Annotated in this window: 9 protein-coding genes; 1 reads left to right on the forward strand and 8 read right to left on the reverse strand. The window is 69.0% G+C overall.

Going from position 1 to position 12,583, the window contains the following annotated elements; genetic code table 11:
* Positions 1–178: 178 nt before the first annotated feature.
* Genes OXS27_RS29995 through OXS27_RS30005 form a run of 3 tightly spaced genes read right to left on the reverse strand, consistent with a single transcriptional unit; the run spans position 179 to position 4,711 of the window.
* Positions 179–2,647, reverse strand: a complete 2,469-nt coding sequence (locus OXS27_RS29995; protein WP_267361196.1) for an ATP-binding cassette domain-containing protein — start codon at positions 2,645–2,647, stop codon at positions 179–181.
* 4 nt (positions 2,648–2,651) lie between these two features.
* On the reverse strand, positions 2,652–3,521 hold the full coding sequence (locus tag OXS27_RS30000; protein ID WP_267361198.1) for a branched-chain amino acid ABC transporter permease: 870 nt from the start codon (positions 3,519–3,521) through the stop codon (positions 2,652–2,654).
* Between the two features lie 8 nt (positions 3,522–3,529).
* A complete protein-coding gene (locus tag OXS27_RS30005) occupies positions 3,530–4,711 on the reverse strand; it encodes an ABC transporter substrate-binding protein (RefSeq protein ID WP_267361200.1) in 1,182 nt (393 codons plus the stop codon).
* A gap of 197 nt (positions 4,712–4,908) precedes the next feature.
* On the opposite strand from OXS27_RS30005, the gene OXS27_RS30010 reads away from it, so the two are divergent.
* Positions 4,909–5,325 carry a nuclear transport factor 2 family protein gene (locus OXS27_RS30010; protein WP_243916095.1) on the forward strand — a complete coding sequence of 139 codons (417 nt, stop codon included), beginning with the start codon at positions 4,909–4,911 and terminating at the stop codon, positions 5,323–5,325.
* Between the two features lie 10 nt (positions 5,326–5,335).
* On the opposite strand, the gene OXS27_RS30015 is transcribed toward OXS27_RS30010, so the two are convergent.
* The 5 genes from OXS27_RS30015 to OXS27_RS30035 all read right to left on the reverse strand — a co-directional run bounded on the left by OXS27_RS30015 (position 5,336) and on the right by OXS27_RS30035 (position 11,754).
* On the reverse strand, positions 5,336–6,034 hold the full coding sequence (locus OXS27_RS30015) for a GntR family transcriptional regulator (protein ID WP_267361202.1): 699 nt from the start codon (positions 6,032–6,034) through the stop codon (positions 5,336–5,338).
* Positions 6,035–6,390: 356 nt separating this feature from the next.
* Positions 6,391–7,878, reverse strand: coding sequence for an HlyD family type I secretion periplasmic adaptor subunit (locus OXS27_RS30020; protein WP_267361204.1), 1,488 nt, complete (start codon positions 7,876–7,878; stop codon positions 6,391–6,393).
* The gene (locus OXS27_RS30025; protein WP_267361206.1) at positions 7,878–9,593 is read right to left on the reverse strand and encodes a type I secretion system permease/ATPase; all 1,716 of its coding nucleotides are present in this window, start codon (positions 9,591–9,593) and stop codon (positions 7,878–7,880) included. The genes OXS27_RS30020 and OXS27_RS30025 overlap by 1 nt, the downstream gene beginning before the upstream one ends.
* Before the next feature lie 307 nt (positions 9,594–9,900).
* Positions 9,901–10,641: a carbohydrate-binding domain-containing protein gene (locus OXS27_RS30030; protein ID WP_267361208.1), complete on the reverse strand. Its 741-nt coding sequence runs from the start codon at positions 10,639–10,641 to the stop codon at positions 9,901–9,903.
* Between the two features lie 186 nt (positions 10,642–10,827).
* Positions 10,828–11,754 carry a GDSL-type esterase/lipase family protein gene (locus OXS27_RS30035; RefSeq protein ID WP_267361210.1) on the reverse strand — a complete coding sequence of 309 codons (927 nt, stop codon included), beginning with the start codon at positions 11,752–11,754 and terminating at the stop codon, positions 10,828–10,830.
* Between the last annotated feature and the right edge of the window lie 829 nt (positions 11,755–12,583).

Consider the following 12,583-nt stretch of genomic DNA (forward strand, 5'->3'; position numbering starts at 1 on the left):
GCCGTCGCGCGGGACGGGAGAACGGCACTCAGAATGATGCATGCCGCTATCGGTCTCAGTTCGGCTGCAGCCCATCCGCCGAACGTTGAGATGATCGAAGCTCTCGCGAGAGCCTTTATGGCAAAGCTCATCGTGTTCAGCCGCCATCGCCCGAACGCGTCTCAATGCCCTGTCCCGGTCACGCTGCACCGAGATAAGCCGCCTCCAGCCCTTTGTCCGCTGACAGCTCGGCGGCGGTTCCGCGCGCGACGACCTGGCCCTGCTCCAGCACGTAGCCGCGGTCGGCGACCGTGAGGGCAAGGGCCGCCATCTGGTCGACGATCAGGATGGTGACGCCCTCGTCGCGCAGCTCCGCCACGGTGGCGTAGAGCGCGTTGATCATCGCCGGGGCGAGGCCCAGCGACGGCTCGTCGAGGAGCAGGATGCGCGGATGCGCCATCAACCCGCGGGCGATCGCTAGCATCTGCTGCTCGCCGCCTGAGAGTAGGCCCGCCCGGCTGGCCGCCCGGTCGCGCAGCCGCGGGAACCGGTCGAGCAGGCGCTCGACCTCGGCCGGGTCGATCGGTGTGCCGCGCCCGAAGGCGCCGAGGCGGATGTTCTCCACGACGCTGAGCTCCGGGAAGACCTGCCGGCCCTCCGGCACCAGGACGAGGCCGCTGCGCGCGATCCGGTGAGCGGGCAGCGCGTCGATGCGCCGGTCCTCGAACACGACCGATCCCGCGACCGGGCGCAGCAGCCCCGCCAGCGCGCGCATCGCCGTGGACTTGCCGGCACCGTTCGCGCCCAGCAGGGCGACGGTCTCGCCCGGCCGCACGTCGAGATGGACGCCGTCGAGGACCGGTGCGGCGCCGTAGCCGGCGGTCAGGTCGAGGACGGAGAGGACGGCGTCCGCCGGCCCCCGCCACGGCGCGCTCCGCGGCCGGGCCGGCGTGTCGGCGCCGCCGAGATAGGCGCGCAGGACCGCCGGGTCGCGCCGGATCTCGGCGGGCGTGCCCCGCGCGATCGGGCGCCCGGCATCCATGACGAGGATGTGGTCGGAGATGCCCATCACCAGCGGCATGTCGTGCTCGACCAGCACCACCGCGACGCCGCTCTCGGCGATCCGGCGGATCAGCTGGGCCAGCCGGTCGGTGTCGGCCCGCGACAGGCCGGCGGCGGGCTCGTCGAGGAGCAGGACCATGGGGCTGCCGGCGAGCGCACGGGCGATCTCCACGAGGCGCCGGTCGACATGGGGCAGCTCGGCGGCCGGGCGGTCGAGGGCGCCGCGGTAGCCGACGAAGGCGAGGAGCGCGGCGGCCGTCTTGCGGTCTTGCGTCCGTGCGCGGCGCCAGAGCCGGCCCGGTGCCAAGCCGAAGGCGACGTTGTCGGCCACCGGCAGCGAGCCGAACAGGCGCGTGGTCTGGTAGGTCCGCGCGATGCCGGCGCGGGCGACGACGTGGGCTGGCCGCCCGGCGAGGTCGCGGTTGCCGAGCCGGATCGCACCGGTGCTCGGGCGGTAGAAGCCCGAGACCATGTTGAGGACAGTGGTCTTACCGGCACCGTTCGGGCCGATCACGCTGGTGACCGCGCCGGGCCGGGCGGTGAGGTCGACACCTTCCGCCGCCGTGATGCCGCCGAAGCGGATGCCGATGCCCTCGAGGACGAGCGGGTCACGCGCGGCCGTGCCGGACAGCGGTGCCGCCCCGCCCTCCGCGGCGGCCGGCGCGTCGCGGCCACGGGGCAGCATCCGGGCGAGGCTGCCGACCAGCCCCGAGGGCACCAGCCACAGCACCGCCAGGGTCACGATCCCGAAGAACAGCAGGCGGTACTCGGCCAGTCCCGACAGCGCTTCCGGCAGCAGCACGGTGACGAGGGCGCCAAGGAGCGGGCCGAGCACCGTGCCGGCGCCGCCGACGATCACCGACAGGACGAACAGGATCGACTGCGAGAACGGGAACGAGCTCGGCGCGATGAACAGCATCAGCGGCGGCAGGATTGCCCCCGCGAGCCCGGTCAGGGCGGCGGAGATGGCGAAAGCCAGGGTCTTCACCCGGACCGGATCGAAGCCCAAAGCCGCGGCCGCCACGTCGGCGTCGCGCACGGCGCGCATCGCCCGGCCGAGGCGGCTGCGGGCGAGGAGGTCGAACCCGGCGAGGCTCGCGCCGGCGGCGAGCACCGCCAGCACCGCGAGGCCGGCCGGCCCGAGCGGTTCGCCGAAAAGCGTCGGCGCGTCGGTGACGACGAGGCCGTTCTGGCCGCCGGTCAGCTCGCCGCCCTCGATCAGGCCGTGCTCGACGATGAAGCCGAACGCGATCGTCAGCATGGCGAGGTAGGGGCCCTTCACCCGCATCGCCGGCACCGCCACGAGGCTGCCGACCAGCGCCGCGATCAGGGCCGCCGCCGGGAGCGCCAGCCAGAAGCTGACGCCGTGGAGCGTCAGGATCGCGCTGGCGTAGGCGCCGATCGCGTAAAAGCCGGCCTGGCCGAAGGAGATCAGCCCAGTCAGGCCGAGGAGCACGTTGAGGCCGACGCCCGCCACCGTGGTCAGCGCCACGAGGGCGATCACGAAGTGGCTGTAGCCGGCGGTCAGCGCGACGAGGCCGAGCGCGGCGGCGGTGAGGCCGGCGATGCCGAGCCGCATCGCCGGGGCCGAGCGCAGGTACGGCATCGCGTCAGACCTTGTTGACCGCGGCGCGGCCGAGCAGGCCGTCGGGGCGCAGGGTGAGGGCCAGGATGATCACCGAGAACACCACGAGCTGCGTGTAGGTCGAGCCGAGGGTCGCGGTGACGCCGGCCTCGACGAGGCCGTAGAGCAGCCCGGCCAGGATCACCCCGGTGGCGGAGCCGATGCCGCCGAGGATCGCCACCGCGAAGGCCTTGATGCCGAACAGCGTGCCGAGCTCGGCCGAGACCGAGAACAGCGGCGCGATCAGCAGGCCGGCGATGCCGGCCAGCACCGCCGAGAGCGCGAACGCGCAGGCCACGGTGCGGCGCACGTCGATTCCCATCAGCCGGGCGGCGTCGGCGTTCTGCGCCACGGCGAGCAGGACGCGGCCGAGATCGGTCCGGCGGAACACCGTGCGGATCGCGAAGGCCAGGGCGATCCCGACCACCGGGATCACGAGCTGCAGCGGGTAGATGCCGGTCCCGAGGATCTCCACCGGCTTCGTGGCCAGGGGCGAGGGCAGGCTGCGCGGCTCCTTGCCGAAGGTGAACAGCACAGTGTTGTCGAGGACGATACCGCCCGCCACCGTCGCCAGGAGCCATGCATCCGAGCCGCGCGTCACGAACGGGCGCACCAGCGCCCGCTCGACCACGAGGCCGAACAGGGCGCAGCCAGCGAGCGCCAGGACGATCGCGGCCGGCATCGGCCAGCCGAGGGTGACGCCGAGCGCGTAGGCCAGGACCGCACCGAGGGTGACGACGCTGCCCTGCGCGAAGTTCACCGTCCCCGACACCGCGTAGGTCACGTGGAAGCCCAGGGCCACGAGCCCGTACATGCTGCCGAGCCCGAGGCCGCTGACCAGGATGGAGGTCAACATCGCCGGGCTCAGTTGGTCACCGCGACGATCTCACCGTCCTTGAAGCGGGTGAACACGTAGTCGTTCGGGCCGAGCGCGTCGTGCTGGCCGGGCGCGAAGGGCGTGGTGTAGGTTTTGATCAGGCCCGGATAGGTGCCGATCTTGTAGAAGCCGTCGCGGACCTTCGGGCCCTCGGTGGAGCCGGCGGCCTGGATGGCGAGCGCCAGCAGATGCGTCGCGTCGTAGGCGTTGGCGATGCCGACGGCGGGGGTGACGTCGGCCATCGACTTGATCGCCGGGTACTTGGCCTTGAGCGCGTCGAGCACCGCGCTCGCCTTCGGCGAGGTGTTGCCCGCGAAGGTGAAGGTCTGGATGAAGTGCACCTTGGCGGCGCTCGGGCCGGCGAGCTCGTCGAAGCGCCCGCCCGCCGGGCCCCAGTGCGAGACGACCGGCACCGACCAGCCCATCCGGTCGAGGGATTTCACCACCTGGGCCGAGGGGCCGACATTGCCGACGAGGAACAGTGCGTCCGCGCCGGCCTCCTTCAGCCGGGACAGCTGGGGCACCATGTCGACGTCGTTGGCCTCGTACTTCTCGATGCCCGCCGCCGGGAGGTTGGCCGCCTGGAGCGCATCCTTGAGGCCCTTCTGGTTCGACTCGCCCCAGGCGTTGTTGACGAGGATCATGCCGGGCTTCTTCGCCCCGTAGGTCTTCACCGCATAGGCGACCAGCGCCTCGTCGACGAGGGCGTCGACCGCAGAGACCCGGAAGGCGTAATTGTCGGCGGCGCCGTTGCGGGTAATGCCGGTCCCGGCCGCCCAGGGGCCGATGAACGGCACCTTCATCTGGTTGGCAATCGGCACGATCGCCATCGAGACCGGCGTGTCGAGGCCGCCGACCACCGCGACGACGCCCACCCGCTGGATCAGCTCGCGGGTCGCCAGCACACCCTTGGACGGGTTGGCCTCGTCGTCCCGGGCCACGAGCTCGAGGGGGCGCCCGAGGACGCCGCCCTTGGCGTTGATCTCGTCGATGGCGAGCCCGATCCCGCGGGAGATTGCCTCGCCGGATTTCGCGGACTGGCCGCTCAAGGCCGTCACGAGGCCGATCTTGACCGTCTCGGCCGCCTGCGCGGTCGAGACCGCGAGGCCGAGCAGGGCGCTCGTCGTCACCGCGAAGCGGCGCAGGGTCGGGGGCAGGAAGGAGGCCATAGCGTGTCTCCGAGGGCGGGGCGCAGCCTGCCGAGCGCAACCTCTATGCCACCGGGAATTGATGGATTCGGCAGCTGCATAAACCTGTAACAGTATCCCCGGGGGCATCTTGTGCTCAATCCAGCGCCAAAGTGCATACACTTCCTGCATGCGCGAACGCAGTTTTTGCGGCACCTTCGGCGGATAGGAGGCCTGCCATGACCGACGTGACCCACGATGCGGCGACCGCGCGCGACGCCGCCAACGTCACCGCCTATCTCGAAGCCTCGATGGTGCCGGATCCAGAGACGGCCGCGCGTTACATGGCGCCCGGCACCCGGATCGTGTTCACCGGCGCCCGGGTGTTCAACCATCCGTCCGAGGTCACGGCCTTCAATGCCGGCCGCTACGCCTGGGTGAAGAAGCGGATGGAGCGGCTGGACGTGGTCCCGGGCGACGGCGTCACCACGGTCTACAGCCTCGGGACGCTCTACGGCGCGTGGCCGGACGGCACGCCGTTCGAGGGCAACCGCTACGTCGACCGCTTCACCGTACGCGACGGTCGGATCGTCGGAATGGAGGTCTGGAACGACAGCGCCGAGCGCCTCCTGACCAAACACGGCGTCACGGCTTGACGCCGCGGGTTCAGGCCGCGCCGCCCGCGACGTAGGGCGCCAGCAGGCGTCCGAGATCGCGCTCGCGGGGGGCCGGGGGCACGATGCGCGCCCGCTCGGCCACCGCGTCGAGGTGGTGGTCCATGAGCGCGGCGGCGCGCTCGGCATCGCCCGCAACCAGGGCGGAGACGATGTCGCGATGCTCGCTCACGGCGCAGTCCGAGGAATGCGGGCGGCTGTACAGGGACAGGATCAGGGCGCAGCGATAGCCGAGCTCCGCGACGTAGCGGATCAGCACGGCGCTGCCGGTCATCTCGGCGAGCATCAGGTGGAATTCCGTGGCGAGCCGGATCGACAGCGCCTCGGGCCCGCCCCGGGCGGTCTCCTCGCGCGCGATCTGGTCCAGGAGTTCTTGGCGCTGCTCCGGCCTGAGCTGTCCGGCGAGACGGCGGACTACCAGCCGCTCCAGGCCCACGCGCACGTCGAAGGTGTCGCGCGCCTCCTCCCAGCTCGGCGTCGCCACGACGGCGATCCGGTTGCGGCGGAGGTCGACCAGGCCTTCCCCGGCCAGCCGCAGCAGAGCCTGCCGCGCGATGGTGCGACTAACCCCGAACCGCTCGCCGAGGGCGTCCTCCGGCAGGCGGTCCCCAGGGGCGAGCGCCCGTTCCACGATGGCCCGTCGCAGGGCTTGGCAGATCGCTCCGACGCGGTTGCCGTCGTCAGCCTTCATGGACCCGGTAAATCCAGCGCCACCGCCCCTGCGGACTGGTCCGTCATGATCCTCTCCGGGGTCGCAATCCGCTCCGGCGGCCCGGACGGATGTCGGGTACGCTGTCTGCCGAAGCGGACCTCCCGGTGCAACGGTCACGCCACCGTTTTCAATCGATCCCGAAGCATGTCCGCCCGTCTGTTCGATGGGTCCAAAGCAGCCGTTCCGCTTTTGGCCATATTACGTCACGTCGGATCGCCATCGCGTGCCGAACCGGACGTTCGGCTTTTTCGCCCAGGACTGCCGTTCCCCCGCGACCGACAGGATCCCAAAAGCAGACGACCCGGCGGCGCCTGCCGGTGCTCCTGTCCGACGGGCTACTTCTCGCGCCACGCCTTGGCGATCTGGTCGGACATCGGCTTGACGAGGTAGCTCAGCACCGTCCGCTCCCCGATCTGGAGAAACGCCTCCACCGGCATGCCCGGAACCAGCCGGACCCCGCCCAGACGCGTCCGCTGGGCGTCCGCCACCGCGATCCGGGCCGTGTAGAAGCTCATCCCGGTCTTCGGATCGCTCGCCACATCCGCCGACACCCGGCTCACGGTGCCGTCGATCTCCGGCGTCGTGCGGGTGTTGAACGCCGAGAACCGCAGCACCGCCCGCTGGCCGACCCGGACGTTGTCGATGTCCTGCGGATGGATGCGCACCTCCACCGCCAACCGGTCGGCGTCCGGAACGACCAGCATCACCGGCTCGGACGGCGTCACCAGACCACCCACCGTGTGCACACTCATCTGATGCACCACCCCGTCCTGCGGCGCCCGGAGATCCACCCGCTTCAGCTGGTCTTCTGCCGCCACCCGCTTCTCCGACAGCTCCGACCCTTTCGCCCGGATCTCGGCCAGGTCCTTGCCCACTTCCGCGCGCATCTCCGCGTCCACCTGCAGGATCTGCAGCCGCGTCTCCGCGATCTTGCCCTTCGCCGAGGCGACCGACGCGGTGAGCTGTCCGCGCTCGCCCTCCAGGCGCGCGCCATCGCGCTCCAGCGCCGTCACCCGCGAGAGCGCGACGAGCTTCTTGGCGTAGAGGTCGTGCACGCCGTTGAGTTCGGTGCCGATCAGACCGATCTCCCGCGACTTGGCCTCGACCTGCTCACTCAGCCCCGCAATCTCGTCCTGCAGCTGCGAGGCCCGCTCCGACAACTGCGCCCGTTGCCCATCCCGGCTCGCCCGCCGCGCGGAGAACAGCCGGCTCTCCCCCTCCACCAGCGCGGCGATCTCCGGATCGGCAACGCGGCGCAGCAGCAGTTCCATCGGGAACACGACCCCGGGCAGGCCGTCGCGCTCGGCCTCGGCGCGGGCGCGGCGCGCGGCCAGCTCGTCCAGGGCCTTGCGCGTCATGTCGAGGTTGGCCCGCGTCAGGGTCTCATCCAGATGCACCAGCACGTCGCCGGCCCGGACGCGGTCGCCCTCCTTGACGCGGAGTTCGCCCACCACGCCGCCGGTGGGGTGCTGGACCTTCTTCACCTCCGACTCGACCACGAGTTGGCCCGGCGCGATCACCGCCCCGGAAAACGTCGTCAGCGCCGCCCAGCCGCCGATGCCCGGCACCAGCACCACCGCGATCAGGCCGGCCGCCACCAGCTGACGCCGGATCGAGGCGCGCAGGTCGTCATCGTCCGCCCCCGGCGCGAGGCTGGTGGGCGCGAATCGTGCGGCGACGCGGCGTCGGAGGTCGATCGCGACGCGGCTTAACGTTGCGTCCGCGCGCGCGATCAGGGCCGCCGCCCGCGGCGGGGCGCGTCGGGGCGCCGCTGCGGTCATGTCGGGAGGATCGTCCTTCACGCCTTGAGACCCGTTCGCCATCACGCGCTCTCCCGGAGGACCGGCGCGGGAGCCGGGCGCAGCACGCGCTTGAGCACCTCGTCCTTGGTCCCGAAGGCCTGCACCCGGCCCTCGTGCATCATCAGCACGTGATCGACCGCCGCGAGCGCGCTCGGGCGGTGGGCGACCACCACGCAGATCCCGCCGCGTCCCCGCACCCGCAGGATCGCCTGCGTCAGGGCGTTCTCACCCTCCGCGTCGAGGTTGGCGTTGGGCTCGTCCAGCACCACCAGGAACGGATCGCCGTAGAGCGCCCGGGCCAGGCCGATGCGCTGGCGCTGGCCCGCCGACAGGCCCGCGCCGCTCTCGCCCAGCATCGTGTCGTAGCCCTGCGGCAGGTTCAGGATCAGGTCGTGCGCGCCCGCCGCCTGCGCGGCCGCCACGACCGCCTCGGCGGGGGCGCCCGGCAGGAACCGGCTGATGTTCTCCGCGATCGTGCCGGCGAACAGCTCGGTCTCCTGCGGCAGGTAGCCGATCTGCGCCCCGAGATGCTCGGGCGCCCATTGGCCCAGATCCGCTCCGTCGAGCCGCACCCGGCCGTGGAGCGGCGTCCAGATCCGCACCAGCGCCCGCACGAGGCTCGACTTGCCCGCGGCCGAGGGACCGATCACCCCGACCCCCTGGCCCGCCCGCAGCTGGAAGCTCACATCGTGCACCGTCGCCCGGCTCGCGCCCGGCGGCACCACGTGAACGCCCTCCACGCTCAAGCTGAGCTTCGCCTCCGGCAGGGCGAGCGGGACGCGGGCCGGCGGGTGGCGCTCCAGCGCTACGGCCAGACGCCGCCAGCTCTGACGCGCGGCCACGAAGACGCGCCAGTTCGCGATCGCCAGTTCGGCCGGCGCGAGCGCGAGCGCCACCAGGATCGAGGCGGCGATGATGATGCCGCCGCTGGCCTGGTTGTTGATCACCAGATACGCGCCCAGCGCCAGCACACCCGATTGCAGCGCCATGCGGCAGGCCTTCGAGACCGCCCCCAGCCCCCCCGCGATATCGGAGGCGCGCTGCTGCGCCTGGGCGTGATCGCGGTTGACCGCCGCCCAGCGCCGGCACATCCGGCTCTCCAGGCCGAGGGCCGCCACGGTCTCGGCGTTGCGCCGGGTGGCCTCCGACAAGGCGAGCCGTCGCCCCGCATGGGCGGTGGCGCTGCGCGCGGGCGCCCGCGTGGCCAGTTCGGCGGCGAGCGTCAGGCTCGTCAGCAGCACGGCGCCGCCGATCGCGGCCACCCCGATCAGCGGATGGAACAGGAAGCATACCATGACGTAGACGGGCAGCCACGGCAGGTCGAACAGGGCTGCGGGCCCGGATCCGGCCAGGAAGGCGCGCACTTGCTCGAGATCGCGCAGGGGCTGACCGGCCTGATCCGGCTTCGCCCCGCGCAGGGGCGCCTGGACGCTGAGGCTGAAGACCCGCGGGCCGATCTCGGCGTCCAGCGCCGCACCGATACGGGCGAGGGTGCGGGCCCGCAACGCCTCCAGCGTGCTCTGGGCGGCGTACAGGACCAGGGCGAGCACGCACAGGCCGATCAGGGTCGGGATCGACCGGCTCGGAATGACCCGGTCGTAGACCTCCAGCATGAAGAACGAGCCGGTGAGCGTGAGCAGGTTTGCGAGCGCGCTGATGCCGGCCACGCCGATGAAGGCACCGGCGCTCCGCCGGAGCACGGTCGCCAGCTCGCCCGATTGTCCGACCTGGCGCATGCGTTCGCCCCCTCGACCCAGGCCTGCCCCGGCGAGACGGGGACCTAGCATGCTCCGTGCCGATAGCAATCAAGGCTCCACCGAACCAGCGCAACGAGCATCATTCACCAAAATTCTGGAACAAATATGTCAATCGAGCAGACTATAATCTATCGATCGACGCCAGTTCGCAACTTTGCGAAGGTATCTTCGCCGCACAAACCTTACAGCCAGCACCACATCTAGATCCGGACCGGGACAGCATCGAGCACCGTCTTGACGCTCAACCAGCGTCGCCGACCCGAATCTCATTCTCTGCCGCGATCATTCAGCGCAACGGAGAGCGCCGAGCGTTACCTGTACGGCCCTCACGCCGTGTGGAAGCCGTTGTTGTCATGATGCGCGTCGAGGGAGAAGACCAAGCTGGCGTCGGCCGACGTGTGACCGGACGTATCGGTCTCGTAGGCGGTGACGTATGCTGGCCGTTGGCGCTGCCATCGGTGGCCAGGACCGGAGCCGTCGTGGTGACCGGGCCGCTGTCGAGCTTGTAGTGCAGCGTATCGCCGCTCACGGCCGGGGCGTAGGTCACCAGGCCATCGCTGGTCGCGTGAGTCCCACCTGTTCCCGTATCGTGCGTGAGCGCGACAGTCGGGGCAGTTGGCGCGGCAGCGGCCGCACCGGCTCCGGGCGCACCGGAGCCGGTGCCCGCGCTCATTCCCGGGACGGTAAACTGCTGCGATCCGGTGCTGAGCAGGGTTAGGCCGCTGTGGGCCACGGTCATGCAATCGTAGCTGGCGCCGTCGACGTATAGGTTGCGATCGGTATCCGCTGAGCCCCCGTAGAAGTCGTTGAGGAAGCTGACGCTGACCGCGTGATCGCCCGAACCAAAGTCACCCTTCACCGTCAAAGTGTCCGACTGACCCGCTGCGTGTGAGGCATGAGCTGTCTGGACGCCACCAACCTGATGGCCATCCACGGAGACGACGTACTGCGCGTCACCGTTGTAGGCGTCCTGGCTGACCTTCAGCACCAGGTGGCTCGCCCCCGTGCCGATCGTCGTGGCGCTCATAGCGGGTGCCGTGCTGCCCGCGCCAACTGCAGCGCTCGTGTCAGGCGTGCCGGTGCTGTTTGACGTAGCGGTCGTGGCGATGGTGACGCCGCCGTTTTGCAGGAGGACGGCCGGGTTGGCCTCCGAGGTCCCGAAGCTGTGCCCATCCAGGCTGACGGTGCTGACATAGAGGTTGCGGTCATGGCCCTAGCTGAAATGTCCGCTGCCGTCGTACGCATCGTTGAGGAAGCGCACTTCTACCGCGTGCGGGCTGCTCGGGCTGAAATCGCCCTTCAGCGCGATGTCCTGCCACTGGTTCTGGCCGTGCACGGCCGAGACGGTCTGCGTGCCGCCCACCGCCTTGCCATCCACATAGACCTGGAATTGCGGATCGCCCTGGTAGTGGTCACCAGAGACATGGACCACTAGGGCATGACTGCCCGAGCCGACGTCAGCTCCGGGCATGCTCCCAGCGGCAGGCGTGGTACTGGCGGGCGTCGTAATGACTGGTGCGGGATTTTCGCTCGGCTGAGATACGGGAGCCGACGAGGAACCGGACGAGAAGACAGCGGCATAGATCGGCTCAAGATAGGCCTGCACCGCCGCTGCGGTCGGATGCAGCCCGTCGAGGTAAAGAGCCGCATTAGCAGGCGCGGAAGCACTGCCCATGACCGGGCTTGCCGCAATGTCGGCGATCGCATCAGCGCCAGCAGCGTTTGCCCTCACCGTGTCATTGTACGCAAGCCGAGCACTCTCGTCAGCGCTCGACCAAGCAAACACAGCGTCGCTCCGCGGCAGCACGGTGGCAACGGCAACCTTGAAGCCCTGCGCATGTCCGTCTTGGACCAGTTTTGCCACTCCGGTGTACAAGACAGAAGCCGTTGCACCCTGCGCCAAGTCGTTGGTTCCGGCCTGGACAACCAACCAATTGGTGCCGGAGCTTGGATCAAAGTCCTTCAGTACAGCGCTCTCGTTCAGCCCAGCCTGCTGACCTACATATGCTCCGGCGAAGGAATGGTTCTTGACTGTGTACGTTCCGCTCAGATCAAGGTTCTTCCATGGGTCCGCACCGCTGATGCTCCCAGCTCCGATGCTATCCCCGGCTATAACAAGGTTCACGTTACTGCCAGGCATGCCCGATTTTTCTGCCAATACGTTTAAGTAGCCAAATCATTGGAGTTAGGCTATTATAAGACCCGTTTATATTAGGCTAATGACCTTGAATCGCAAATGGCAACGGGCGGCCGAAAGCCATGGGCCCAAATGCTGGACCTCCCAAAGCAGTTCAGCTTGGCCGTCTCACCGTCATACAGATCAGCTCAACGGATTCATTATTGAAGGCAGGCATTGAAGAAATAAATTTGGCTACAAGCAGTCATCGCATCCATATAGACGGCCACATTGCGGAAAAATTGCCCCAACTCAATCATAGGCCCCGAATTTTACGCTATATTTATTTACAGACATAACCATCCATGGCTCAATGAATCGCGTGAGCAGCTTACAAGTCGCACTATAAATTCTAGATCCGCAGTCAAATGATAAGCAAAACGCAAGGGGACTGTATCATTGTTTCATGTGCGCGTCAGCTCGGGCTGATGCTCAAGCACGTGTATCGCCATGGAGAAGACATTCACCGACCAAAGAGCGGATCTCCACGGCGCCGCGTGGCTTGAACGCTTCCGGGAGGGTTGGGATGACGTCGAGCGGCGGTATCTCGGAGACGGGAACTCAACGATCATCGGCCTCCGCGTGCCGCGCTGTGCTGTTGCGGCATATGCCCGGACTTGTCCCGTATAACGATCCTGTGTCCGCGCTGGTTGGAGACGACGACGTCTCCCATCGTGCTCGACTGCTTGCTTCTGGCCGTCGGTAGCGGCGTGGCGGATCAGCAGCTTCTCCTGGATCCAAGCGGCGAAAGTCACCTGCAAGATCAGTAATATGCTTCATCAATATTTTTTAT

This window comes from Methylobacterium sp. GC_Met_3 (assembly GCF_026540775.1).
Classification (GTDB): Bacteria; Pseudomonadota; Alphaproteobacteria; order Rhizobiales; family Beijerinckiaceae; genus Methylobacterium.